This is a genomic window from Nitratidesulfovibrio sp. (assembly GCF_040373385.1).
Classification (GTDB): domain Bacteria; phylum Desulfobacterota; class Desulfovibrionia; order Desulfovibrionales; family Desulfovibrionaceae; genus Cupidesulfovibrio.
In genome coordinates this window covers 50,317-73,994 of record NZ_JBDXXH010000007.1, presented here as the reverse complement: position 1 = coordinate 73,994, position 23,678 = coordinate 50,317, and the positions used below count along the sequence as shown (strand labels likewise).

Genomic DNA, 23,678 nt, shown 5'->3' with positions numbered 1-23,678 from the left:
ACTGGCGACATGCGGACGCATTACGCCAAGCTGCGCAAGATACCCGCACTGTCAAGGCGCGTCAAGCACCTTGTGGCGAAGGGGCAGGACGCGGACGGGCACCATGCTAATGATGCGCGATTGCTTCTGGATGGCGCATTGACGCGATGACCGGGCGACAGGCCACGGAAGGCATTGCGCGGCGCATGCGGACACGTGCCGCCTGCGTACCGGCAAGGGTCAGCGGTTGCTTCCGCCCCCGCGCCGGGGTATCGGGGGGCGGCCCGGCGACCTGCCTTGCGCGGGTCGGCATCCCGCCATGCACCGCTCCGTGCCGGCTCTTGCCGCCCGCAGCCGACCGGTCCACCCTGTCTCCCCGGTCCGCCCCGCCATCCCGACTTACGGAGAATTCCATGCCCCGCGAAAAACTGTCCTACGCCCAGAAGCAGTGCGTCACCGCCGCAGGCAAGCTGATGCAGCAGACCGCCATGATCCACCCCGGCGCGCGCATCGGCGTGGCCGTTTCCGGCGGCATGGACAGCTGGGTGCTGTTGCAGGTGCTGAAGCTGCGCCAGCGCATCGTGCCCTTCAAGTTCGAAATCATGGCCCTGCACGTGAACCCCGGCTTCGACCCGCACAACCACGCCCCGCTGCTGCCCTGGCTGCGCGCCAACGGCGTGCCCGCGCACATCGAGGTCACCGACCACGGCCCGGTGGCCCATTCGCCCGCCAACCTGCGCAACTCGCCGTGCTTCTACTGTGCAAAGCTGCGCCGCACCCGGCTGTTCGAACTGTGCAAGCAGTACGGGCTGACCCACCTGGCCTTCGGCCACAACGCCGACGACCTGGTGACCACCTTCTTCATGAACCTGGTCCAGACCGGGCGGGTGGACGGCATGTCCATGAAAGAGGCGTTCTTCGGCGGCAGGTTGATGGTCATCCGCCCCATGATGCTGGTGGAAAAACCGGTCATCGCCCGCGCCGTGAAGCAGTGGAACCTGCCGGTGTGGACAAACCCCTGCCCGTCGGCCTTCGATTCGCGCCGCAGCGAGATGACCGACGAGGTGAAGGAGTTGTGCAAGGGCAGCAAATTTGCGAAAGCAAACATTTTCAATGGGTTAATCCGTTGGCAGCTCGGGTTGACACCGTCGGACCAATAACGCTAGACCATTCGGTACGCCCTGACGCCAGCCGCAGCGCGGCCCACCCACGCCCACACGCCCGGCCCCCCTGCAACCCCGGCTCCCCTTGTAACCAGGGACAACATCCGACACATGCTGCTCGGCAAGTACCACATCGTCATCCTCAAGGAGCGCGACGGCGCCCACCGCAACCTGCGCATGCGCGGGTGGTTCGGTTTCGTCGCGGTAAGCCTTGTGCTGGCGCTGGCCGGAGCGAACGTGTGGCTGTGGGGCTTCTACTCCGACAACCTGGCGCTACAGCGCCGCCTGGCCGAGGCCGAGCGCACGGTGGAAGAGCAGAACGGACAGATGCTGAACATGGTGGGCAAGGTGCGCACCCTGCAGGCCGACCTTTCGCGCGTGCAGCAGTTCGACTCCAAGCTGCGCCTGATGATGAACATGGAGAAGGACGCCGGGGAGGCCGCATCCATGGGCGGTGCGCGCTCGGAGGATTTTTCCAAGAGCTACCTGCCCCTGCACCGCCAGGAATTGCTGGCCCGCAAGATGCACAGCTTCCTGCAGCAGCTTTCCACCGACGTGCGGCTGGAAGAGGTACGCCAGCAGGAACTGGTGCGCGCCCTGCGTGACAACCGCGAGGTGCTGGCCGCCACCCCCTCCATCTGGCCCGCCGACGGCTACATTTCCTCCACCTTCGGCATGCGCGTCTCGCCGTTTACCGGCAAGGGCGAATTCCACAAGGGCATCGACGTCATCAATCGTCCCGGCACGCCCATCTACGCCCCCGCGCGCGGCACCGTGACCCTTGCCGGGGTGGACGGCGCCTACGGCAACTGCGTGGTGCTGCAACACGGCGGGGGGCTTTCCACCCGCTACGCGCACATGCAGCGCTTCGTGCTGAAGGAAGGCCAGACCATCAACCGGGGCGACCTGGTCGGCTACATCGGCAACTCCGGGCGCAGCACCGGCCCGCACCTGCACTACGAGGTGCGCCTGAACGGGGTGTGCGTCAATCCCATGCGCTACATCCTCAACTAGGCACGCCCGCTTCGCCCTCGTGGCCGGGGCACCCGGCCCGGTTCACACTCTTTCCTCACACCCCATGCTGCACATCTTCGACACCCCTTTCCCGTGGGACATCGAGTGGCTGCTGCGCGTCAACGTGGACTGGCGCAACACGGCGCTCGACCTGCTGATGCCGCTCGTCTCCAGCACCCTGCTGCTGTGGGTGGCCATTGCCGCCTGCGCGGCCCTGTACCTGGTCCGCACCGGCAAGGCCGGACTGCGGCCACTGCTGGCCCTGCTGCTGGTGGTGGGCATTGCCGCCGGGCTGGCCGATGCATCCAGCAACGTGTTCAAGAAGACCACCGACCGGGTGCGCCCGCTGAAGGCCCTGCCGCTGGTGCACTACCGCGACGGCGGGGAGTGGAAACAGAACCCCGCAGACTTCGAACAGCGCAAGAACAAGGGCGACTCCTTCGTTTCGGCCCATGCGGCCAACACCATGGCCGTGGCCGTGGCCCTGTACGCCCTGCTGCCGGGCCTGGGCGCGGCCTGCGCCGCCCGACGCGGGAACGGCGCCCCGGCCTCACCAGCCGGTCCGGACGCGGCCTCCCCGCGCCCCGCGTCACGCCTCCTGCACCTGACCTTCCTGCTGCCGCTGGTGGTGGGCTATTCGCGCCTCTACCTTGGCAAGCACTACCCTTCCGACGTGCTGGGCGGCTGGCTGGTGGGGCTGCTTGCCGGATACGCGGCGGTGTGGGCGTGGCGGCTGGCCACCGGGCAGCGACGGCCCGCGTGACCCCGGGCCACCCGCCCCCTGCGCACCACGCCGAATTCCCCCTCAGAACGCCAACGGGCGGGACATTGCTGCCCCGCCCGCTTTTTTTGGGAAAATCAAAGCAACTGTCTTGCGCTCAGGGGGGCTCCAAAGCAGGCATTTCGTTCGTTGGCGAGGAAAACGAGCCTGCCATGAGGGAGTGCCTCAGCCGTTTGCGAGTCTTCGAGCACTACGGATGAGGACAGCAACGCATACTCTTATCGTATTCGACCGAGCCTTAGCCGTTAGGCGAGCGCGTAGCGCGAGTCTTACGGATAAGGACAGCAGAGCTATGGCAGGCGAAGTTTGACCGCGTTGCGCACGATGGCCGTAGGGCTCGCAAGCTCGCCCAACGGCCACGCTTCGCGCCCTTCGGGTCGGACGCCAACGGGCGAAAGGACAATTTGGAGACTGCCCCCTACCCAGCGGCCAACCCTTGCAACTGCGCGAACGAATCGGCCAGCGGCGCGGCATCGGTCACGTCCTGGCGCAGAAAGGCATTGATGGGACCGTTCATGGCGATGGCCTTGTCGATGTCCGGGTTGCTGCCCTGTGCGTAGGCACCGATGTTGATCATGTCCTCGGCCTTGCGGAAGGTGGCCAGGTGCCGGGTGATCACGCGGCCCGCGTCCACCACGTTCTTGGCGCAGATGTCGCTGCGCAGTCGGCTGATGGAGCGCAGCACGTCGATGGCGGGAAAATGGCCCATGTCGGCCAGGTCGCGGGTAAGCACGATGTGCCCGTCCAGGATGGAGCGCACCGCGTCGGCGATGGGTTCGTTGAAGTCGTCACCGTCCACGAGCACGGTGTAGATGCCGGTGATGGTGCCCTTTTCGCTGCGGCCCGCGCGTTCCAGCAGCTTGGGCAGCTGGGCGAACACGGTGGGGGTGTACCCCTTGGTCGTGGGCGGTTCACCCACGGCCAGTCCCACCTCGCGCGCGGCCATGGCGAAGCGCGTCACCGAATCCATCATCAGCAGCACGTCCTTGCCCTGGTCGCGGAAATGTTCGGCCACGGCGGTGGCGGCATAGGCGGCGCGCATGCGCACCAGGGGCGACTGGTCGGACGTGGCCACTATGACCACGGACCGGGCCATGCCTTCCGGCCCCAGGTCCTTTTCCATGAACTCCACCACCTCGCGGCCGCGTTCGCCGATGAGGCCGATGACGTTCACGTCGGCCACGGTGTACCGGGCCATCATGCCCATGAGCGTCGATTTGCCGACGCCCGACCCGGCCATGATGCCCACGCGCTGCCCCTTGCCCAGGGTGAGCAGGCTGTTGATGACGCGCACGCCCACGTCCAGCGGGTCGGAAATGCGGGGCCGGGCCAGCGGGTTGGGGGGCGAGGCGTACAGGGGGGCCACGCCGCTGGTGGCCACGTGGACGCCGCTGTCCAGCGGCGCGCCAAAGGCGTCGAAGGCGCGGCCCAGCAGGGCATCGCCCACGGGAAAAACGGGGGGCAGGCTGGTGTTGCGGATGAGACTGCCGGGGCGGATGCCGCGCAGGTCGCCATAGGGCATGAACAGCAGGCTGCCGTCGCGAAAGCCCACCACCTCGGCGGCAATGCCTTCGCATGTCGCGGGGTCCGGCGCGGCCCCTTGCCGCCCGGCGCCGCCCGCAAGGCCGGAATCGCACCCTTCGGGCAGCATGTGGCACACCGCGCCCAGCGGGGCCTTTATGCCGCAGCCTTCGGCAACCAGGCCCACCACCTTGGTGACCTTGCCGTAGGTCTGCATGGCCTGCACCTCGCCCAGCAGGCGCAGGCAGGCGGCAGGATCGAGCCCGGACAGGCGGCTGTCGTGCGGGCTGTCTGGCGAGGTCACGAGCGATCCCCAGGCAACGGTTCGGACAGGTCGGACAGGGCGGACAGGGCGGACAGGATCATGGGCGATCCTCGGGCAGGGTCAGCCCGGCCAGCACGTCCTCGATGATCCGGCGGCGCGTTTCGATGGTGTTGTCCACCATGCCGTCGCGACTTTCCACCACCATGCCGCCGGGGTCGATGCCGGCATCGCCGCGCACGCTCCAGGCCTCCAGGCCGGGAAAGCGGTCCTTGGTGGCGGCGATGATGTCGGACACGGCCGGTTCGTCCTCCGGGTTCACGCGCACGGTGAGGGTTCGGCGGTGCTCCAGCGCCTGCACCGACTTCACGAACAGCGTTTCCAGCACGGCGGCGCGTTCCGCGTCCACCACCAGGCCCACGCTGCGTTCCACCGCCGCGCGCATCAGGTCCACCAGGTCACCGCGCCACGCGGCAAAGATTGACGAGCACTGCCCTTGGATAGCGGAAAGCACGGCGGACACCGATTCGCCCATGGCCGCGCGAAACTCGTCCAGTTCGTGCTGGGCCTGGGCCATGCCCTCGGCGTAGCCGTCGTTGCGACCCTGCTCGTGGGCGGCGGCACGCAGCACCTCGGCCTCGGCGCGGGCCTGGGCCAGCACGTCGGCGGCCTTGTCCAGCACCTCGCGCGCCCTGGCTTCCGCCTTGGCGCGCACGCGCGCCATGTATTCCTCTTCGGTGGACTCGTCCCACAACGGGCGCGGGTTGGCGCCCTCCATGCCGGTCAGGGTGGTCTCGGAGAAGGGGGTGGGCCCCATGAAGATGGTGCCCCACCGTTCCGGCTTGCCGGAATCAGACGAAGACATCTCCGCCTCCGCGGCCCACGATGATGCGGCCCTCGGTTTCCAGTCTGCGCACCGTCTTCACGACGTTCTGCTGCGCGCCTTCCACGTCGGACAGGCGCGTGGGGCCCATGATCTCGAGATCTTCGCGGATCATGGTGGCCGCGCGTTCCGACATGTTCTTGAAGAACTTCTCGCGCAGATCCTCGGAGGCGCCGCGCAGGGCCATGGTCAGATCCTCGTTGGAAAGTTCCTTGAGCAGTTCGCGGATGCCCCGGTCGTCCAGCGCCTTCACGTCCTCGAACACGAACATGAGGTTGCGGATGTCTTCGGCCATCTGCGAGGATTCTTCCTCGATTTCGGCCAGCACTTCTTCTTCGGTGGCGCGGTCCACGGCGTTGAGGATTTCGGCCACGGAGGGCACGCCGCCCACCTTCTTGCCTTCCTTGCCGCCCATGGCGATGAGCTGGCTTTGCAACACCTTGTCCACTTCCATCAGCATGTCTTCGGGCACGGCTTCCAGCCGGGCAAGGCGCATGAGCACCTCGGGGCGCACGCCGGCAGGCAGGTTGGTCAACAGCTCCGCGGCTTTTTCCGGGTGCATGTGCCCCAGGATCAGCGCCAGGGTCTGCGGGTGTTCGTTGCGCAGTATCTGGGCCAGCAGGCGCGGGCTGACGTTGCCCAACTCGCGGAACGGCGCAGGGCCGGAGTCGAGGTTCAGCGAGTCCATGATGTACTTGGCGGTCTCGCTGTCCAGGTTCTTCATGAGCATGCGCTTCACGGCCTCGGCACCGCCGGAGATCATGTCCTGGCCGGTGACCAGGGCGTGGTGGAATTCGCGCAGGACGTCCTCCACCAGTTCCTTGGGCACGGTCTCCAGCTCCACGATGGCTTTGGAGACGGCGGCGATTTCCTGCCGCTCCATGCGCTTGAAGATTTCGGCGGTAAACTTGTCGCCCAGGGCGAGAAGCAGGATCGCCGTCTTCTGGGGCCCCTTAAGCTGCTCCAACCTTTGTTCCGTCGCCATGCTTCAACCAGCTCCTGATGATGCTCACGGCCTGATCCATGTTCTGTTCGGCCATCTGCAGGGCGTGAGCCTTGATGTCCTCGATCTTCTTCAACGCGTCCAGCGCGTCCATTTCCTCGTCACCCTCGATGAGCGCAAGGCGCTCTTCACCTTCGGGCAGACCTTCCAACCCTTCGATCATCTCTCCCTCCACGCGGGGACGGATCATGGCGAGCACCACCGGGCGCACCACCAGCACCAGGAACAGGAAGACCAGCAGGGCGTTGAGCAGCGGCTTGCCGAGGCGCAGGGCGTAGTCCATGACCAGTTGGGCAAGGCTCGATTCCTGCTGCACGTCCGGCCCGCCGAACGAAATGCTGCTTACCTCGATGGTGTCACCGCGCGAGCGCTCGTAGCCCACGGCATTTGCCACCAACTGGCGGATGCGTTCGACATCTTCAGCCTTGCGGGGCACGAAGGTCCACTGGCCGTCCGCCCCCTTCTCATACGTGCCGTCCACGATCACCGCAACGGTCAGGCGGGAGATATCACCCACCTGGGCCACGATGTTCTGCTCTTCCTTGTTGATCTCGTAGTTGGTGGTGCGGCTTTCGCGGTTGCCTTCCTGGGTGGAGGCCCCCCCCGTGGGCGAATCGCCCCGGAAGTTGGCGTCGGGCGATCCGGCCTCGAGGTTGGAGCGGCCGCGCTGCGATTCTTCGCTGCGCTGTTCGCTGCGCACCACGGTCTTTTCCGGGTCGTACAGTTCCTTGCGAATGGTGCGCTGGCTGAAGTCGAGGTCGGCGTTGACCTTGGCGATGATCTTGCCCGCGCCCAGCACCGGGTAGAGCAGCTCTTCTATGCGCCGCTCAAGGGTCTGCTGCATGCGCAGCTTGTGGTCGAGCTGGGTGGTGGTCATGCCGTTGATGCTGCCGTCCTCGTCTGGGGCGTACAGGATCTTGCCGGTGGTATCGGCAATGGACACCTTGTACTTGTCCAGCCCTTCCACGGCCATGACCACCAGGTTGACGATGGCCTGCACGTCCTTGGGTTCCAGCTTCTTGGTGCTGTCGCGCAGCTTCAGCACCACCGAGACGGACGGCTTCTGCTGTTCTTCGATGAACAGGCTGCGATGCGGAATGACCAGGTGCACGCGCGCGCTTTCCACGTTGGGAAATTCCGAGATGGTGCGCGAAAGTTCGCCTTGCAGGGCCCGCTGGTAGTTGATCTTCTGGACGAAGTCGGTCTGGCCCACCTTTACCTGGTCGAAAATCTCGAAGCCGATGCCCTGGCCCACCAGGTTGCCTTCACCGGCCACCTTCAGCCGCAGGTCGTACACCTTGTCGGCGGGCACGGTGATGGAAGAGCCGCCGCCCTCCAGCTTGTAGGCCACCTTGTCGGCCTGCAACAGCTTGACCACGCGGCTGGCGTCCTCGGGCGACAGGTTGGAGTACAGCACCCGGTAGTCGGGACGGTTGATCCAGAACACCAGGCCGAAGAACACGGCCACCACCGCCACGGCCATGCCGGCGATGAAGATGCGCTGCGAGATGGAGATGCGTTCCCAGAAGCCCTTGGCCTTCTGGATGACGTCTGCGAGAGCGGGAGCCATGTGTTCTTCCTCCGGGGGCGTCTCTGGCGAGTGGTCGTGATGCTGTAAGCCGTGTGTGCAGTCTCAGGAAAGGCCGGGACAAACATTCGGGGGCATTCGGGTGATTCCCGTCGCCTGCCGAGCGCTTGGCGTGGTCGGATTCTCGTTCTCCGGCGGGAGGCACCCCGCCGGGGCATTCGGATGATTCCCGTCGTCTGCCGGGCGTCCCGATCTGCCGGATTTCCGTTCTGCGGCGAGGAAGGCGAGCTTTTTACGAAGGGAGCGTACTTTTCTCGTACGTGACCGGAGTAAAAAACGATGCCTGACGACGCCGCAGGGCGGAAGGTCGGCAGATCGCTAGAATTGGATGCGACTGAGTTCCTTATACGCCTCCATGACCTTATTCCGCACGGCGGAGGTCATGTTCACGGCAAGCCCGGCCTTTTGCAGGGTGATCATCAGTTCGTGCACGTTCTGGGTTTCGCCGGAGGCGAAGGCCTGGATCATGCTGGCCTTTTCGGTCTGCATGTCGTTGACCTTGGTCAGCGACTCGGAGAGCGTGTTGGTGAACGTCTTGGCCTGAACGCCCGAGGCCGTGGACGCGGGGGTGGTGCGGGTGGCCTGTTCGGCCTTCATGAAATTGCCGAGGGCGTTGGAATACGCCTTCAGTCCTACTGCCTGGATGCTCATGGCCGTGTCTCCCCGCTGCCTAGCGGCTGATTTCCAAGGCCTTGGTATACATGGCCTTCACGGTGTCGATGGTGGTCACGTTGGCCTCGTAGCCGCGCTGGGCGGTCATCAGGCTGGCCATTTCCTCCACCACGTTGATGTCCGGGTAGGCGACGAAGCCGTCCTGGTCCGCGTCCGGGTGGCCGGGCTCGTACACGCGCTTCAGGGGGCGCGAGTCGGTGGCCACGTGCATCACGCGCACGCCTTTCAGCTCGCGGTCCAGGGCGCCCTTCATATGCTTGGAGAAGGGGTCGTCCACGTCCTGGGCCGCCATGATGGTGGTCTTGCGCCGGTAGGGCCCCCCGTCCTCGGTGCGGGTGGTCTTCACGTTGGCCAGGTTCATGGAAATGATGTTCATGTTCGTGCGTTCCGCATTGAGTGCGGAAGCGCCGATATCAATGGCAGTCATGAAGTCCATTACTTCTGCCCTTCCTGTATGATGTTCTTGACGCCCTCGAGGTTGCCGCGAATGACGGTGGAAAGGGCGGTGTAATGCAGGGAATTCTTGGCCATCTTGGCCATTTCCTTGTCCAGGTTCACGCGGTCTTCGCCATGGATGATGCGCGGCTTGGCCGCCTTTTCCCAGTCGGCGTTGAAACCGTCGGGGCTGAACTCGGAGGGCATGTGGCTCTGCTCGGTGCGGGTCATCCGCCCCTTGGCGTCCAGCCCCAGCGCCGCCTGCAACTGCTTCTCGAACTCCAGTTCGCGCGGCTTGTAGCCGGGCGTCCGGACGTTGGCGATGTTGCTCATGACGACATTCTGACGCTGGAGCTGCATGTCCATGACCTTGCCGACAAGGTTCACATGCGGTTCGTAAAGGCTTTTCATGCGGGATTCCTCCCCTTTTCGCCCCTGGGGCTGAACCGCCAGGGGGGGTGGTGACCGACGTGCGGCCCGTGGATGCACCCCCGGTTCAGCAAGAGCTGTTCCAGCACCATGAATCTTTTTAATTTCAAATAACTACATACAAAAAACGTTGTTTCGCACGTACCGCACCCGCCGGAATGACGACGCCGCCCGGCCATCACGCGGATGGTCGGGCGGCGTTGCTGTCATGCGGGGCATGGGGTCGTGGCGGCAGGATTTGCCCCCCCGTACCGGACAGGAGCATGGCGGAGGGACGGCAAACCGGCGCTTTGTGCCTGGGCAGATGGCGCGCACGGCATGCGGAGGTGACTGCCGCCCAGCTTAACGATTACAAATACAACTTATATATTCATGGGTTGCCTATAGCCCGCCAACCCGTCAAAATGGTGTGGCATGCGGCTTGCTAGGTTCGCTGTGCTCACGACAACTCCGCAGCCAGCAATGGCACGCATCGTGCTAAGCGGAGGGCATGGGCACAGCTTTCCCGTGAGCGTTCGCGAAACCGACAGGCGAACCGCTCCGGCGCCGGACAAGGCGCCCGCCCCGCGCAGCGCGGGGCGACCCAGAAGCGCAATGCCTTACGGCATGGAGGGGAGAACATGAGCAACCATCTCGATTACGAAATCAACAAGGAACTGGGCGAGTGCTACCTTTTCATGGGTGACCTGGAAAAGGCCGAGGAGTACTACCGCAAGGCCGCCGGCAGCAACGGCGTGCATCCGGATCCGTACCTCGGGCTCGCCACCATCGCCGTGCAGCGCGGCAACCTTGAAGCCGCCCTGGTACTGTACCGCAAGGCCGCCAACATCGAAGCCACCGACAAGTCGCTGGCGGGCATGGGCCTGGTGGAAATGGAAACCGGCGCGCACGCAGAGGCCTTCGACCACTTCGTGGCCGCGCTGGGCATGAACCCCGGCAACCTGGTGGCCATGAACGGCGTGCTGCGCCTTGGCTACCACCTTGGGCGCATCGACGAAGTGGTGGCCCACCTGCGGGCCTTCCTGGAACTTTCCCCCGATAAGGACAACGTACGCTTCTCGCTGGCCGGGTGCCTGATCTCCCTTGGCCGCAAGGACGAGGCGCGGGCCGAGCTCGAGACCATTCTCGACCGCGTGCCCGACCACGCCGACGCCCGCGAGATGTACGCCCTGCTCGGGTAGCCGAGGCGCTGGCCGCTTCGCGCGGCAGGCATCGGCAAGATACTCCCCTCCCCATACGATTTTCCGGCCCCGATGCTGGCGCTAGGGGCCGGAAAATCACCTTTCGCCGTCATTCTGCCAACGCTCAGGCGGCGAGAGGGAGCGGAAACGCAGTACGGTCGCATGGCACTTCCCCGGGGGAGTGCCATGCGACCGTCAGCGTTTTTCCGGCGGCGCCAAGGAAAAATGCCTTGGCGCCGGATGCCGCCCGTTCAGGCCCGATCCCGTCTGATCTGGGGCGACAAGAACTGGCCAGCACTCTTCAGGAAGAGCCGAAACGGGCCGGACTGGTTCCGCCAGGCCCGCCAACTCAGACCAGGGCGTTGAACAGATATCCCACCAGCACGATGCCCAGGCCCACCACGCCGAAGAACACGGCCACCAGCCGGGGCTTCAGCACGCGGCGCAGCATCACCGCCTCCGGCAGGGACAGGGCGATGACGGCCATCATGAACGCCAGCACCGTGCCCAGCGCGGCCCCCTTGCCCAGCAGGGCCTGCACCACGGGAATCATGCCCGCCGCGTTGGAGTACATGGGAATGCCGATGGCCACGGCCAGCGGCACCGCCCACCACGCCCCCCGGCCCATGATGGAGGCCATGAAGCCCTCCGGCACGTACCCGTGGATGCCCGCGCCCACCGCGATGCCCAGCACCACCCACGGCCAGACCTTGCCCACGATGTCGCGCATGGCCTGCACGCCGTAGTCGATGCGGCCCGACCAGGACAGCTCCGCGTCATGCTGCTGCTCGGCATCGGCCCGCACCTGCAACACCCAGCCTTCGATGTGGCGCTCCATGCCCAGCCGCCCGATGACCCACCCGGAAACGATGGCGATGGCAAGGCCCGTGCCCGCGTACAGGGCAGCCACCTTCCAGCCCAGCAGGCCGTACAGCATGACCACGGCGATCTCGTTGATCATGGGCGCGGACACCAGGAACGAAAAGGTCACCCCCAGCGGCACCCCGGCGGAGACGAAGCCGATGAACAGCGGCACCGCCGAACAGGAGCAGAACGGGGTGACGATGCCCAGCAGGGCGGCCAGCACGTTGCCCACCGCCTCGCCACGCCCGGCCAGCAGGCGGCGGGTGCGCTGCGGGGTGAAGAACGAACGCACCATCCCGATGCCGAACACCACCAGCGAAAGCAGCATGAGCACCTTGGGTGTGTCATACAGGAAAAATTCCACCGCCTCGCCCAGATGCGAGCCGGGCGCCAGTCCCAGCACGCCGTAGGTCAGCGCCCGCGAGGCGGCGGGCAGATTCAGGTACACCGCCCACCACGCCACCAGGCACGCGGACATGATGGCCAGGCGGCGCAGCAGTCCGGCACGCTCCTGCTGTGGCGACAGGTCCGGGGAGTGTACGGACGCGGCAGGGGCGGCACAGGCACAGCCGCCACCGGCAGCGGAAGTACCCCCGGACAGGGGTGCCAGAGGCGTCAACAAGGGACCGGACGGGCCAGGCGGACCAGGCGGGCCAGACTCCCCGGACGTGGCGGACATGGCGGACGTGGCGGACATGCCGGACTGAGAAGACGGGCCGGGCGCAGACGTACAGCCACACCCGCCGCCGGAAGGCGCCCCCTGTGGCGCAACCGGTTGCAGCGGCTGCAATCCTGTCGCGCGAACACCAGGGGCCGCACCCTTGCCCGCCATGCAGGCGCACCCGGATGTGCCCCCCGCCGCGCCGGATGGCATCCCCTGCCCGTCCCGCGTGTCCGCCGATGTGTTCGCCGACGTGTCCGCTGACGTATTCGTGGGTGCTGCGAACGCCCCCGTATCCTTGCCGTCATTACCGTGTCCGTTGGTCATTATCGCGTTCCCTTGCGCTCGGTGAGGGGCACCTGCGTGCCCGCCACCAAGCTTGCTTATTTGGCTAAATGTGCAAGTGTTGCCATAAAAAAAAGCGGACGCCACGGCGGCGACATCGGCGCGCGCGGCGTTATGTTCCGGACCGCAAAGCGGCCAGACGGGCAAGATCCTGGGACAAATCCTGGGCGGCCTGGTCGATGTGCCGCCCCGTGCATTCCAGAAAGGACCGCACGCACCCGAGCACCAGCGAGTAGTACACATTGGCGCCGCGCTTCTCGTCGCGCACTACGCCCGCCCCCTTGAGAATGGACAGGTGCTTGGACACCGTGGACACATCCGAGCCCACCAGCGCCTGCAACTCGCACACGCAGCGCTCGCCGCGCGTCAGTTCCTCGACCATCAGCAGACGGCTGGGGTGGCCCAGGGCCTTGAAGATTTCGGCCTGGGCCTCGATGAGCCTGCGGTGGGCGGCGGGGCGTTGCGATGCGATCATTTGCATGTTTCGCCAAATACTCCTCCGGGCCGGACTTGGCAAGTCCCCGGATCCGTGCGCCGTCCGGTAGCCGGTCACCAGCGGGCACCCCACGCACGACGCCCCGCCGCAGTGGCTGCGGCGGGGCGGAACGGGCAATGCGATCATTGCAGGCTGCGCGGGGCAGTCCGCGCGCCGCGTCTACTTCAGGTTGGCGGCGTACCAGTCGCCGGACAGGCGCAGCCCCTGACGCACGCTGTACACCGGCTTGTACCCCAGCCGGGTGTGGGCGCGGCTGATGTCGGCCAGCGAATGGCGCACGTCGCCAAAGCGGAATTCGCGATGCTCCGGCCTGGCCGTGGCGGCTTCCGGCTTGTGGCGGCTGACTTCCTCGCGGATCAGGTCGAACAACTGGTTCAGGTCGGTGCGTTCGCCAAAGGCCACGTTGTACACCGTGTTCAGGGCCGCCTCGTCGGTGGCGGTGGCGGCCAGCAGGTTGGCCTGCACGCAGTTGTCGATGTAGCAGAAGTCGCGGCTGGTCTCGCCGTCGCCATTGATGAACACCGTCTCGCCGCGCAGCAGCGAGGCGAACCACTGCGGAATGACCGCGGCGTACGCGCCGAAGGGGTCCTGCCGCTTGCCGAACACGTTGAAGTAGCGCAGGCCGATGGCCTTCATGCCGTAGCAGGTGGCGAACACGTCGGCGTACAATTCATTGACGTACTTGGTCACCGCGTAGGGCGACAACGGCTTGCCGATCTTGTCCTCGACCTTGGGCAGGGTGGGTTCGTCGCCGTAGGTGGAGCTGGACGCGGCGTAGACGAAGGTCTTCACCTTGGCGTCGCGGGCGGCCACCATCATGTTCACGAAACCCGAAATATTGCTTTCGTTGGCCAGGATGGGGTCTTCGATGGAGCGCGGCACCGAGCCCAAGGCCGCCTGGTGCAGCACGTGGTCCACGCCCTCGCACACTTCGCGGCAGTGGTCCAGGTTGCGAATGTCGCCTTCCTTGAAGCGGAAGTTGCGCCACAGGTCCGCACCCACGATTTCGCGCACCATGTCCAGATTGCGCTGGTAGCCGGTGGCAAAGTTGTCCAGCCCCACCACCTTCTGGCCGTGCAGCAGCAGCGTTTCCAGCAGGTTCGAGCCGATGAAGCCGGCAACCCCGGTGACGAGCCAGGTGCGGGGGGCGGCTTCCAGTTCCTGCAGCAGGGCGGTATAACGGGTCATGATGGAGGTTCCTCCCAAGGGAGTGGCGGTTTCGGATAGAGTGATTATTGTACGTGCGCCGGAGTGCCGCGTCAAAAGATGATGGGGCAGGGGCCAACGGGATGAAGGGCGTCGAGGCCCCCGCGCGAACGTTGCGCGAAGGCGCACATGCCCGGCGGCGTGCTGACGGTACGGCCTTGCGGTGGGGTTCGCCGCGCACCACCCCAACGTGCGCGCTTCTACCCCCAACGCCACACCCTGTAAAGAGGCGACGGGGTGGCGCGCGGTGCGGCACGAAACGTGAATGAGTTTCCTCCGGTACGTGCATGGCGGCGGGATGCCGACGCTCGGGGCAAACCCCCGCCGCTTCCCGCGTGTCTGACGCACATTGGGCGCACATTGGGCGCACGTCGGGTTCACATCGGGCGCACGTCCGGTCCGCCTGGCCCGTAAACGCCGCCCGGCTGCCCGCCGTGCGGCCCCCTTTTCAGCGTGCTGCCCACCTGTTACAAGGTGCGCGTTCTTCCGCCCCCCGCGCCCCGTGCGCCAAGGGCGGGGCAACACCACCCCGGCACCCTGCCGGGACCAGCGTCCGGCCCCTCCTGTACGACAGACATGACCACCGTGACAGGGCGCGCAGCCAGCGAGGCATAAGATGAAGGTCGCCATTCTGGGCAATCAGGCCCGGGCCATGGTCAATTTCTGGAGCGTGCTCATCCGCAGGCTCCGTTCACTGGGGCACGAGGTGCTGTGCATCGTGCCCGACGCCGACACCGACGTCGAAGGCCGCGCCGCGCTCGAGGCCATGGGGGCGCGCGTGGCGGGCTATCCCCTGGACCGCAAGGGGCTGAACCCCGTGCGCGATGCCGCCACCTTCACCACGCTGTACCGCGTCTTTCGGCAGGAACGGCCCGACGTGGCCTTCTGCTTCACCATCAAGCCGGTCATCTACGGGGCCACGGCGGCGGCGCTGGCGCGCGTGCCCGCCCGCTTCGCCATGATCACCGGGCTTGGCTACATGTTCGAGGCGGATACCCCGGTCAAGCGCGTGCTGACCAAGGTGGCCGCCCTGCTCTACCGCATTGCCCTTTCGTGCGTGCGCACGGTGTTCTTCCAGAACATGGAGGACCGCCGGGTGTTCGAGGACAACCATATCATTCCGCACGGCACGTCCGTGGCCATGTGCCGGGGCACCGGGGTTGCGCTGGACCACTTCGCCCAGGCAGAGCCGGTGCTGGACCCGCCCACGTTCCTGCTGGTGGGCCGCCTGCTGGAGGCCAAGGGCCTGCGCGAATACGCCGGGGCCGCGCGCCTGCTGAAGGCGAAACACCCCGACGCCCGCTTTCGCGTGCTGGGCCCGCCGGAAACCGGACCGGGCAGCGTGCCCCTTGCCGAGGTGGAAGGCTGGACGCGCGAAGGAATCATCGAATATCTTGGCCAGACCCGCGACGTGCGACCGTACGTGGCCGACGCCAGCGTGGTGGTGCTGCCCTCGTGGCGCGAAGGCACCCCCTGCTCGGTGATGGAAGGCATGAGCATGGGCCGCGCCGCCGTGGTCACCGATGCCCCCGGCTGCCGCGAGGTGGTGGAGGACGGGGTGAACGGCTTCCGCGTGCCCCTGCGCGACCCCGAGGCGCTGGCCGCCGCCATGGAACGGTTCATTGCCGACCGCAACCTGATCGCCCGCATGGGGCAGGCCGGGCGGCGGCTGGCGGAAACCGAGTTCGACGCCGACAAGGTGAGCGAGCATATCCTGCGGGTTATGCGCCTGGCGTAGGGACTGTCTCCAAATTGTCCTTTCGCCCGTCAGGTCCGAATCCGGAAACAGCCCTGTACTCAGCACGGGCGCAACAGCCCCCAGCGACGAAAGATTTCCCATCCATTCCGGGAGGAATGCGTGAACGACAATATCCGCAACAGCCTGTTCCGTCTGCTGGATGCCCTGTGCATCCTCATCGCGCTGTACGTGGTCGGCGAAACCATGCTGCCCGACGAATACAGCGTGCTCGTGGACTACACGGGCGCCTCGTTCTTCACCACCTTCTTCTTCCTGCTCTCGTTCTACGTGCTGGACTGCTACTCGGTGGGCGAGGAAGACTTTCGCGATTCCGTGGCCCGCGTGGGCGTGGCATCCGTGCTGGGGGTCATCGCCACCGGCTTCATGTTCTATTCGTTCGAAAGTTGGCGCTTCGACCGGGCCACCTTCGTGCTGCTGCTGGTGCTGGTGGTGGCCCTGTGCCTGGTCTGGCGCGTGGTGTGGCACCGCATCGGCAAGCGGTTCGTCACCCGGCAGCGCGTGGTGCTGGTGGGCGTGGACCGCGCGGGCAAGGTGCGCAGCCTGCTGGCGCAAAGCATGCCCCACGCCGAAATCCTGGGCTACGTGGGCGAAGGCGACATGGACGCCGACGCCGGGCCGTGCCTTGGCCCCTCGTACGATCCGCTGGGGGTTGCGCGCAGCCACGGCGCCACCATGCTGATCATGCTGCCCGACGCCCCGCTGGACGAGGACATCGCCCGCGAACTTCTGCGCGCCAAGCTGGGCGGCCTGATGGTGGTGGACATCCGCACCCTGTACGAACACGTGGCCGGACGCATTCCCGTCAGCCTCATCCGCGACGAATGGCTGCTGATGGAAGACGGCTTCAACCTGAACACCCAGGGGTCCATGCAACGCCTGAAACGGGTGTTCGACGTGCTGACATCCTTCGTGCTGCTGGTGCTTACCCTGCCGATCATGGCCATTGCCGCCATCGTCATCCGGCTGGAATCGCCCGGCCCGGTGATCTACAAACAGAAGCGCGTGGGCCTGCACGAAACGGAGTTCACGGTGCTGAAGTTTCGCTCCATGACCGTGGATGCGGAAAAGAACGGCGCGGTGTGGGCGCAGAAGGGCGACACCCGCGTGACCAAGGTGGGCAAGTTCATCCGCAAGGTGCGCATCGACGAGTTGCCCCAGCTGTGGAACGTGCTGCGCGGCGACATGTCGCTCATCGGCCCGCGCCCGGAACGCATGCAGTTCGTGCGCGAGTTGGAAAAGGTCATCCCCTACTTCTACGTGCGCCACACCGTGAAGCCGGGCGTTACCGGCTGGGCGCAGGTATGCTACCCGTACGGCGCCTCCATCGAGGACGCCCGCTACAAGCTGGAGTACGACCTGTACTACATCAAGAACATGTCGCCCCTGCTGGACCTGAAGATCGTGCTCAAGACCGTGGGGGTCATCCTGTTCCCCAAGGGTGCGCGGTAGAAACCATTTTCCCCGATACGCCAAAGGCCGGTCACCCATGGGTGGTCGGCCTTTCTCATTGTTCGACCCACTTGACGATATGCATTAAAATCTATATTTTCAGCCCATGAAATGGGACGTCAGCTTTTGCGATGCATTCGACGCCGAGTTCGACGGGTTCGACGTTCCGCTTCAGAACGAACTACTGGCGCGGCTTTCGCTGCTGGAGGAAGTCGGCCCCGCGCGGGGGCGCCCCCACGTGGATACACTGAAGGGCTCCCGGCATCCGAACATGAAGGAACTGCGCTTCAGCCTTGGCCGACAGCCGTACCGCTTCCTTTTCGCCTTCGACCCGCTACGGAACGCCGTGGTGCTGGTCGGCGGCAGCAAGGCTGGCGATGCCCGCTTCTATGACCGGCTGATTCCCGTTGCCGATGCCCGGTACGACCGGCATCTTGCCACGCTGCAACCATAGGAGGGCAATCACATGGCCCGCAAGCTCAGCGCCGTTATCGCGGCACTGCCCGAAGCCCGCCGGGAAACCATCCGCAAGCGCACCGACGAGTTGCGCATGGAAATGAACCTGCGTGAATTGCGCCGGGAACTCGGCGTTTCGCAAAAGGAACTTGCCGCCGCGCTGGATGTTTCGCAGGCCACCGTTTCCAAGCAGGAACGCAGCGGCGACATGCAGATCAGCACTCTGTGCCAGATAGTACGCGCCCTTGGCGGCACGCTGCGCATCACCGCGCAACTGCCGGGCCGGAAAGAAGTGGAAATCACGCCGTTCTCGGATGCCTGCCGGGTGTGACGGCACACCGCCATGTGCGTGCTACCCCCAACCAAAAAGTTTGCGGGGTGAGAGCACGAGAGAGGGGGGCTTTTCAAAGCCCCCCTCTCTCGTATTCAAACTCTTTTTCTTATCCAGCAGCCCGCCGCCGTCAGCAAATCCTCGGCAACTGCTCGCCTTCCAGCATGGAGAGCAGGCGGTGGCCGCCCATGGGCGTTTCCAGGATGACCTGCCCGGCCCGGCCCGGCCCGGCGCCATCGGCGGCCAGCACGGTGCCGATGCGGGCGGCGTCCGCCCCAAGGGGGCTTTGGCGCAGCACGGCAAGGGCGGCGTCGGCCTTTTCCTGCGGCAGGATGCAGATCAGCTTGCCCTCGTTGGCGAGGTACAGCGGGTCCAGACCGAGGAACGAGCAGCCTTCGCGCACGGCATCGCGCACGGGAATGTCCCGTTCCGCGATGCGCATGACCACGCCCGACTGCCCGGCGATCTCGTTAAGGGTGGTGGCAAGGCCGCCGCGCGTGGGGTCGCGCAGCACGTGGATGTCGCCCACCTCCAGCAGCAGCCGTTCGGTCAGTCCGTTGAGCGCGGCGGAATCGCTGCGCACGTCGGCGGAGAAGTTCAGCCCTTCGCGGTGCGACAGGATGGTCAGCCCGTGGTCGCCCATGCTGCCGCTGATGATGACGGCATCGCCCGGCTTGGCGGAATGCCCGCTGGGCGAAGGATCGACGATGATCTCGCCGATGCCGGTGGTGTTGATGAACACCTTGTCGGCCATGCCGCGCGGCACCACCTTGGTGTCGCCGGTGACGATGCACACCCCGGCCTCGCGCGCGGCGTTGCCCATGGAGGCGACAATGCGCTCCAGCACCTCCATGTCCAGCCCTTCTTCCAGAATGAACCCACAGCTCAGGTAGCGGGGCCGGGCGCCCAGCATGGCCACGTCGTTGACGGTGCCGTGCACGGCCAGCGTGCCGATGTCGCCGCCGGGAAAGAACAGCGGGTCCACCACGTAGCTGTCGGTGCTCATGGCCAGCGGCCCGGTCAGTTCCAGCCGGGCGGCGTCGTCCAGCGTGCGCAGCACGGGGTTGTCGAAGTGTTTCAGGAACAGTTCGCCGATCAGGCGGTGCGCGGCCTTGCCGCCGCTGCCGTAGTCGAGAAGAAGCGTATCACCGGCCATGCGATCAGGCCTCCACGTTGTACTTGAAGTAGGCGGCGCAGCTGCCCTCGGTGGAAACCATGCACGGCCCCACGGGTTTCGCGGGCGTGCAGGCCTTGGCAAACAGCGGACAGTCGCAGGGCTGCATCTTGCCCTTCAGCACGTCGCCGCACTTGCAACCGGGAATGGGCCGGGCCTCGGGCAGGGTCAGGCCCAGGCGAGCCATGGCGTCGTACTGCGCAAACTCGGGACGGAACACCAGCCCGCTGCCGGGAATGCAGCCGATGCCGCGCCACAGGGCATCGGCAGGCTGGAACACGGTATCCAGAATCTCTCTCGCGCGCGGGTTGCCCGCGTCGTCCACGGCCCGGCGGTAGGAATTGACGATGGCGAATTCGCCCGTCTTGCGCTGCTCGACCATGATCAGCAGGGCTTGCAGGATGTCCACGGGGTCGAACCCGGCGATGATGCCGGGGGTGTGGAATTCGTCGGCCACGAAGCGGTACGGCTCCATGCCGAGAATGGTGGACACGTGCCCCGGCAGCAGAAAGGCGTCCACGGCGCAGTCCGGGTCGGCCAGCAGGGCGCGCAGAGCAGGCGGCACCAGCTTGTGGAACGAGAGCACGCAGAAGTTGGTCAGCCCCTGCTGCCGCGCCATCAGCACCGTGGCGGCCACGGTGGGGGCGGTGGTCTCGAAGCCGATGCCCAGAAACACCACGGTGTCGCCGGGGTGGTCGGCGGCCAGCTTCAGCGCGTCATGGGCGGAATAGACGATCTCCACCCGCGCGCCCTTGGCCTGGGCCAGCTTCAGGTTGTCGCCGCCGGGTCCGGGCACGCGCATCAGGTCGCCGAAGGTGGCAATGATCACGCCGGGCTTTTCGGCCAGTTGCAGGTAGGCGGCCACCTCGCTTTCGTGGGTCACGCACACCGGGCAGCCGGGGCCGGACAGGTGCTTGACCCCGGCGGGCAGCAGCGGGCGCATGCCGCTCTGGAAGATGGCCACGGTATGGGTGCCGCACACTTCCATGAAGCGCAGGGGGCGGTCCAGTTCGCGGTGCAGCCGCTCGACGAGGCTGCGGGAAAGGTCCGGGTCCTTGAAGGCCGTGGAGAAATTCACGCTCACGTTGGTCTTCCTGCCTGTCGCTGCGTCGGCGGTGAACCCCAATGGTTCCGGATGGTCCCGGATGACCGCTGAGGGCCGAACCCTGGGGCCTCCCGCCGGACGATGATGCGCCGCCGGGCCATGGGCCGGGCAGGCGCGACGCGACGGCGGTACCGCCCCAAGGGCATGGCCCGCCGCCCGCACGGTTTCGCGCGGGCAACCCCATGCCCTCCGCACCGTGTCCCGATGGTGCTACGCCGTGCCAAGGGCTGCTGTCAACGAGACGGGTCACGGGCACTGGCGGGGTGCCCCACCCCACCAATACCGACCAAGCCCAGTGGCAAAGTGGCAAAGGGGCAAGTGGGCAAGGGGGCGGCATCCGCCCGTCCACGGCAGGGACGCCCCGCCACTGCCCGCCACGCCCGGCGCGCGCTTTGCCTTTTGCCGTGCCAGTGGTTATGTTCGCGGATGTGGCGAACGCGCGGCGCATCGCACGGGACCGGCATCCGGCGGTCCGCCCCGCCCGCGCGTCACCAGAGGAGACCGCATGACCGCCACCGTGGGGATGCCCTTCACCGGCGACGTGGAAAGCCCGCGCGAGGCCGCTGCCAACCGCTGCATGACCGTGGATGACCTGCCGCCCCTCAGCTTCGGGGTTCCGAACCCCGCCAATTCCAAGGACGCCTGGCCCGTGCCCGACGCCCCCGCCTGCCACGCCCTGTGGGACCGCTATGCCATGCCCGACCACATCCGCGCCCACAGCAGCATGGTGGCCGACATGGCCATGGCGCTGGCCCGCGCGGCGCTGGACAATGGAGCAGGGGGAGCGGACGAGGCCGCCCTGCACCTGCCTTCGGTGCTGGCCAGCGCCCTGCTGCACGACATCGCCAAGGACTACACCATCCGCTTCGGGGGCAACCACGCCCAGCTTGGCGGCGCGTGGGCCCTGCACGAGACGGGCAACCCGCGCATCGCCCAGGGGGTGATGCACCACGTGCACTGGCCGTGGCGGGTGGACGTGACCGTACAGGAATGGCTGATGCCGCTGATCATCATCTACGCCGACAAGCGCGTGAAGCACGACCAGCTGGTAACGCTGGAAGAACGCTTCGACGATCTCGTCGAGCGGTATGGCCGCACCGAACGCATCCGCGAACGCATCCGCGAATCGCACGAGCAGGCCGTGGAGATAGAGCAGGCCCTGTCCACGTGGCTGGGCATGCCCCTGCATGATGCCGTGCCGCGCGACGGAACACTGGTGGTCGCCCGGTAGGTGCCCCGTCCGGTCATGTCCGGTCAGGTCAGGTCAGGTCCGTGCGGATCCGGTCAGGACCGTGCGGGGCCGCGCGGGGCCGCCCAGAACTGGACATATCCGGACAGCACTGGATGGGGCCAGAAGGTACCCCGTGCGCATCGAACACGCACCGACGAATGCGGGCCGCGCCGCCCCCTCACACCTCTTTCCCCCTGTTTCGCCAAAAGGTTCCCGCATGAAGCCCGACCCTCTGCACGCCGCACTGCTGGCCGTCTACGGCGGCGTATGGCGTCTGGCCCGCCCCCTGCTGCGCCGCAACGCCCGCCTGGCCGAAGGGTACGACCAGCGCCTGGTGCCCGACGATTGGGCCGGGGCGGCCCACCTGTGGGTGCAGGCCGCATCCGGCGGCGAGGCATATCTGGCGTGGGAACTGCTGCGCCATCTGGACGGCGACGAGGTCGCATCCACGACAGGCGACGGCGCCACCGCAGACCCGCAACAGCCGGAAATCCAACCGAACTCCCGGCCCGGCCCGGTTCCCGGTCCCGCCCTCGCTCCCCCCTTTCCCCAGGACGGAAGGCTGTCCGTGCTGCTCACCTCGTGCACCCGGCAGGGGGTGGAGGTGCTGGAAAAGGCCCGTGACTGGGCCGCCGCACACCGCCCCGGCCTGCGGGTGCAGGTACGCTACTTTCCCTTCGACGAGCCGGAACTGATGCGCCGCGCGCTGGACCAGGCCCGCCCCTGCGCCGTGGCCCTGCTGGAAACGGAGCTGTGGCCCGGCCTGCTGTCCGCCTGCGCGGCGCGGTCCATCCCCGTGGCCGTGGTCAACGGGCGCATGACCCCGCGCACCCTGGCCGGGTACCTGCTCACGCCGGACTTCTGGCGCGGGCTGGCCCCGGCGCGCATCGCCGCCATCGCTCCCGAAGACGCCCAACGCTTCGGCCTGCTGTTCGGGCACGACCGCACCTCGGTCATGCCCAACATCAAGTTCGACCGGGCCTTGCCCCAACCCGAAAAATCCGACGAATCCGACGTAACCGGCGCCCCCGCTCCCGACCTTGCGGGCACGGTGCTGCGCCCATCCGCTCCGCTGGTGGTGCTGGGATCGGTGCGCGAGGAAGAGGAAGCCGTCCTGCTGCCGGTCATCGAGAGGATCGTGCAGGAGCATCCCGATGTTGACATCGCCGTGGCCCCCCGCCACATGCACCGCGTGCCCGCCTGGGTGAACGCGCTGCAACAGGCCGGGCTGCCGTGGGAACTGCGCTCGCGGTGTACTGCCCCGCCTTCCGGCGATGCCGCCGCCCGGGGCACGGTGCTGGTCTGGGACGTGTTCGGCGAGCTGGCCGCGCTGTACGCCAGCGCCACCACCGTGTTCGTGGGGGGGTCGCTGGCCCGGCTGGGCGGCCAGAACTTTCTGGAACCGCTGACGCACGGGGTGGTGCCCTGCGTGGGCCCCTCGCGCGAGAATTTCGCATGGGTGGATCAGGGACTCACCAAGGGCGGGGGGCTGGCCGAGGCCGGTCTGCTGGCCGAGGTGCCCGACGGTGATGCCCTGGCGGAAGCGCTGCTGCAACAGTTGCGCAACCCCTTGCAACGCGGGGGGGTGCGTCATCGCTTCGAAGAATGGATGGCCCCCCGCCGGGGCGGCGGGCGCATGGCGGCGGAAGTGGTGCTGTCCGTGGCCGGACTGCGCTGAGGCCTTCGGCAA

At 66.6% G+C, this 23,678-nt stretch carries 22 protein-coding genes; 10 read left to right on the top strand and 12 right to left on the bottom strand.

The window, feature by feature from the left end; all coding sequences use genetic code 11:
• Positions 1-392 precede the first annotated feature (392 nt).
• The 3 genes from ABWO17_RS12600 to ABWO17_RS12590 all read left to right on the top strand — a co-directional run bounded on the left by ABWO17_RS12600 (position 393) and on the right by ABWO17_RS12590 (position 2,919).
• Entirely contained in the window at positions 393-1,139 is a 747-nt protein-coding gene (locus ABWO17_RS12600; RefSeq protein ID WP_353119053.1) for a tRNA lysidine(34) synthetase, read from the top strand.
• A gap of 114 nt (positions 1,140-1,253) precedes the next feature.
• On the top strand, positions 1,254-2,156 hold the full coding sequence (locus ABWO17_RS12595; protein WP_353119051.1) for a M23 family metallopeptidase: 903 nt from the start codon (positions 1,254-1,256) through the stop codon (positions 2,154-2,156).
• Between the two features lie 64 nt (positions 2,157-2,220).
• Positions 2,221-2,919 carry a phosphatase PAP2 family protein gene (locus tag ABWO17_RS12590; RefSeq protein WP_353119049.1) on the top strand — a complete coding sequence of 233 codons (699 nt, stop codon included), beginning with the start codon at positions 2,221-2,223 and terminating at the stop codon, positions 2,917-2,919.
• A gap of 436 nt (positions 2,920-3,355) precedes the next feature.
• Here ABWO17_RS12590 and ABWO17_RS12585 read toward each other — a convergent pair whose 3' ends face one another.
• From ABWO17_RS12585 to flgB, 7 genes are all read right to left on the bottom strand, one after another.
• Positions 3,356-4,729 (bottom strand): FliI/YscN family ATPase, encoded by a 1,374-nt coding sequence (locus tag ABWO17_RS12585; RefSeq protein ID WP_353119261.1) that lies wholly within the window; start codon positions 4,727-4,729, stop codon positions 3,356-3,358.
• Positions 4,730-4,820: 91 nt separating this feature from the next.
• On the bottom strand, positions 4,821-5,585 hold the full coding sequence (locus ABWO17_RS12580; RefSeq protein WP_353119047.1) for a FliH/SctL family protein: 765 nt from the start codon (positions 5,583-5,585) through the stop codon (positions 4,821-4,823).
• Positions 5,572-6,588, bottom strand: coding sequence for a flagellar motor switch protein FliG (gene fliG / locus ABWO17_RS12575; protein ID WP_353119045.1), 1,017 nt, complete (start codon positions 6,586-6,588; stop codon positions 5,572-5,574). The genes ABWO17_RS12580 and fliG overlap by 14 nt, the downstream gene beginning before the upstream one ends.
• Complete coding sequence (gene fliF / locus ABWO17_RS12570; RefSeq protein ID WP_353119043.1) at positions 6,557-8,176, bottom strand: flagellar basal-body MS-ring/collar protein FliF; 1,620 nt, start codon at positions 8,174-8,176, stop codon at positions 6,557-6,559. The genes fliG and fliF overlap by 32 nt, the downstream gene beginning before the upstream one ends.
• Before the next feature lie 336 nt (positions 8,177-8,512).
• Positions 8,513-8,845, bottom strand: a complete 333-nt coding sequence (gene fliE, locus ABWO17_RS12565) for a flagellar hook-basal body complex protein FliE (protein WP_353119041.1) — start codon at positions 8,843-8,845, stop codon at positions 8,513-8,515.
• Positions 8,846-8,864: 19 nt separating this feature from the next.
• Entirely contained in the window at positions 8,865-9,302 is a 438-nt protein-coding gene (flgC, locus tag ABWO17_RS12560) for a flagellar basal body rod protein FlgC (RefSeq protein ID WP_353119039.1), read from the bottom strand.
• On the bottom strand, positions 9,302-9,712 hold the full coding sequence (gene flgB, locus ABWO17_RS12555; protein WP_353119037.1) for a flagellar basal body rod protein FlgB: 411 nt from the start codon (positions 9,710-9,712) through the stop codon (positions 9,302-9,304). Before flgB ends, flgC begins: the two co-directional genes overlap by 1 nt.
• Positions 9,713-10,350: 638 nt before the next feature.
• On the opposite strand from flgB, the gene ABWO17_RS12550 reads away from it, so the two are divergent.
• Positions 10,351-10,911 carry a tetratricopeptide repeat protein gene (locus ABWO17_RS12550; RefSeq protein ID WP_353119035.1) on the top strand — a complete coding sequence of 187 codons (561 nt, stop codon included), beginning with the start codon at positions 10,351-10,353 and terminating at the stop codon, positions 10,909-10,911.
• A 349-nt stretch (positions 10,912-11,260) separates the two neighbouring features.
• On the opposite strand, the gene ABWO17_RS12545 is transcribed toward ABWO17_RS12550, so the two are convergent.
• The 3 genes from ABWO17_RS12545 to ABWO17_RS12535 form a co-directional block, all read right to left on the bottom strand.
• Entirely contained in the window at positions 11,261-12,253 is a 993-nt protein-coding gene (locus ABWO17_RS12545) for a permease (protein WP_502914920.1), read from the bottom strand.
• A gap of 640 nt (positions 12,254-12,893) precedes the next feature.
• Positions 12,894-13,262, bottom strand: a complete 369-nt coding sequence (locus tag ABWO17_RS12540; RefSeq protein ID WP_353119033.1) for an ArsR/SmtB family transcription factor — start codon at positions 13,260-13,262, stop codon at positions 12,894-12,896.
• 174 nt (positions 13,263-13,436) lie between these two features.
• Positions 13,437-14,465: an NAD-dependent epimerase/dehydratase family protein gene (locus ABWO17_RS12535; protein WP_353119031.1), complete on the bottom strand. Its 1,029-nt coding sequence runs from the start codon at positions 14,463-14,465 to the stop codon at positions 13,437-13,439.
• 634 nt (positions 14,466-15,099) lie between these two features.
• Between ABWO17_RS12535 and ABWO17_RS12530 the strand changes: the two genes are divergently transcribed.
• The 4 genes from ABWO17_RS12530 to ABWO17_RS12515 all read left to right on the top strand — a co-directional run bounded on the left by ABWO17_RS12530 (position 15,100) and on the right by ABWO17_RS12515 (position 18,478).
• Positions 15,100-16,221, top strand: coding sequence for a glycosyltransferase family 4 protein (locus tag ABWO17_RS12530; protein ID WP_353119029.1), 1,122 nt, complete (start codon positions 15,100-15,102; stop codon positions 16,219-16,221).
• Between the two features lie 120 nt (positions 16,222-16,341).
• Positions 16,342-17,691, top strand: coding sequence for a TIGR03013 family XrtA/PEP-CTERM system glycosyltransferase (locus ABWO17_RS12525; RefSeq protein WP_353119027.1), 1,350 nt, complete (start codon positions 16,342-16,344; stop codon positions 17,689-17,691).
• Between the two features lie 106 nt (positions 17,692-17,797).
• Positions 17,798-18,145 (top strand): type II toxin-antitoxin system RelE/ParE family toxin, encoded by a 348-nt coding sequence (locus tag ABWO17_RS12520; RefSeq protein ID WP_353119025.1) that lies wholly within the window; start codon positions 17,798-17,800, stop codon positions 18,143-18,145.
• 12 nt (positions 18,146-18,157) lie between these two features.
• Positions 18,158-18,478, top strand: a complete 321-nt coding sequence (locus tag ABWO17_RS12515; RefSeq protein WP_353119023.1) for a helix-turn-helix transcriptional regulator — start codon at positions 18,158-18,160, stop codon at positions 18,476-18,478.
• A 130-nt stretch (positions 18,479-18,608) separates the two neighbouring features.
• On the opposite strand, the gene hypE is transcribed toward ABWO17_RS12515, so the two are convergent.
• On the bottom strand, positions 18,609-19,634 hold the full coding sequence (gene hypE / locus ABWO17_RS12510; protein ID WP_353119021.1) for a hydrogenase expression/formation protein HypE: 1,026 nt from the start codon (positions 19,632-19,634) through the stop codon (positions 18,609-18,611).
• A gap of 4 nt (positions 19,635-19,638) precedes the next feature.
• A complete protein-coding gene (hypD, locus tag ABWO17_RS12505; RefSeq protein WP_502914916.1) occupies positions 19,639-20,736 on the bottom strand; it encodes a hydrogenase formation protein HypD in 1,098 nt (365 codons plus the stop codon).
• Positions 20,737-21,262: 526 nt separating this feature from the next.
• On the opposite strand from hypD, the gene ABWO17_RS12500 reads away from it, so the two are divergent.
• Positions 21,263-21,988: an HD domain-containing protein gene (locus ABWO17_RS12500; RefSeq protein ID WP_353119019.1), complete on the top strand. Its 726-nt coding sequence runs from the start codon at positions 21,263-21,265 to the stop codon at positions 21,986-21,988.
• A gap of 217 nt (positions 21,989-22,205) precedes the next feature.
• On the top strand, positions 22,206-23,666 hold the full coding sequence (locus ABWO17_RS12495) for a 3-deoxy-D-manno-octulosonic acid transferase (RefSeq protein ID WP_353119017.1): 1,461 nt from the start codon (positions 22,206-22,208) through the stop codon (positions 23,664-23,666).
• Positions 23,667-23,678 lie beyond the last annotated feature (12 nt).